We start from the raw sequence: 1,207 nt of genomic DNA, 5'->3' as shown, positions 1-1,207 counted from the left end.
TTTTTTTCGTTTATATTCAATTTTTGCCTCCGCCTCACCGCGCATGATAGATTGCCACAACTGTAGTGGCGCATAACGGCTTAACTGATTAGCAAAAGCAATATAGCGGGTCATTTGATCATAATAATGTTGACGCTGCTGACTGATTTTTTTAACCCAACGATGTTGGTAGTAATTTCCAATGGTAATAAACATGACCAAACCCAAGAGTGTAATTACAGTTAACTCTTGGCTAGTAGGTTCAAAATATGTATAAAAACCAAATAGGAAAAAAGTACTTAAATAAAAAATAATCGCGCCTAGCAGGCTCGTCAAACAAATAACTGCGAAAGAAATACGGCTATTAATTGCAGAGTAAAATAATGCAAATACTGCAATAAATGTAGGGACTAAATTAAGATGCAGACCCGCTAAGGTAACTGCTACAACAATTGCATCAATTGCAAAAAAGACACTTTTTTGAGTTTTCTTATCAAATTGGTATTGAAGCCAATGTTCTAACTTCGAACTAATAAAAAGTAAAAAGAGAAAGAAAGGAGGAACGTAGATCTGATAATTTGTATTAGGTGAGGTAAAAGCATAGATCACTAAAATTAAGGACAGAATTGAATATCCCATCAAACGATGAAAATATGCAAACTGCTTAGGCTCTCTATCGATAAACCTCTCTAATTGCACCCTGTCCTCCATACCTCAATGTAGCCACATTTATATAAATGTGGCATTGCATTGATTTAATCCATGCGCCAATCAAAAGGCATATCACCTTGACCACGTAAAGCAAGCATAAGGGTTTGACGCATATGAGCCAGTACATCATTTGTGTATGGAACTGCAGGTGTTCCCCAAACTGGCTTAGGCCATGCAACATCATTTTGATAACGTACAACATGATGGAAATGCAACTGAGGTACCATGTTACCTAAAGCTGCAACATTCATTTTATCAGCACGGAATACTCGAGCTAGCTGGCTAGATAACCAACTTGATTCACGTAAAAACTGTTCTTGATCAGCTTGGCTCAATTCATATAATTCTGTGATTCCCGGTACACGAGGGATTAAAATCAACCACGGGAATTGCATATCATTCATTAAACGACATGTTGAAAGCGGAAAATCGCCGACAAAAAAAGTATCTTGAGCAAGTTGTGGATGCAAACTAAACATATCTTTTATAAATGACAATAAACAATAATGGCTAATAC

The 1,207-nt window shown here is 36.5% G+C and carries 1 protein-coding gene and 1 pseudogene; both read right to left on the bottom strand.

Annotated elements, in window-relative coordinates; genetic code table 11:
- Positions 1–678: pseudogene (locus UC75_RS19815) on the bottom strand (adenylate/guanylate cyclase domain-containing protein); the annotation flags it as partial.
- Between the two features lie 56 nt (positions 679–734).
- Positions 735–1,169, bottom strand: coding sequence for an HIT domain-containing protein (locus tag UC75_RS02285; protein ID WP_004792657.1), 435 nt, complete (start codon positions 1,167–1,169; stop codon positions 735–737).
- Positions 1,170–1,207: the final 38 nt, after the last annotated feature.

It is taken from the genome of Acinetobacter sp. V2 (assembly GCF_001188385.1).
Taxonomy (GTDB): domain Bacteria; phylum Pseudomonadota; class Gammaproteobacteria; order Pseudomonadales; family Moraxellaceae; genus Acinetobacter; species Acinetobacter oleivorans.
The sequence above is the reverse complement of the archived record's forward strand: the minus strand, read 5'-3'. Positions and strand labels throughout refer to the sequence as shown.

Excerpts from the sequence above, each read along its gene's own strand:
- UC75_RS02285 (WP_004792657.1), bottom strand. The coding sequence starts at position 1,169 with ATGTTTAGTTTGCATCCACAACTTGCTCAAGATACTTTTTTTGTCGGC.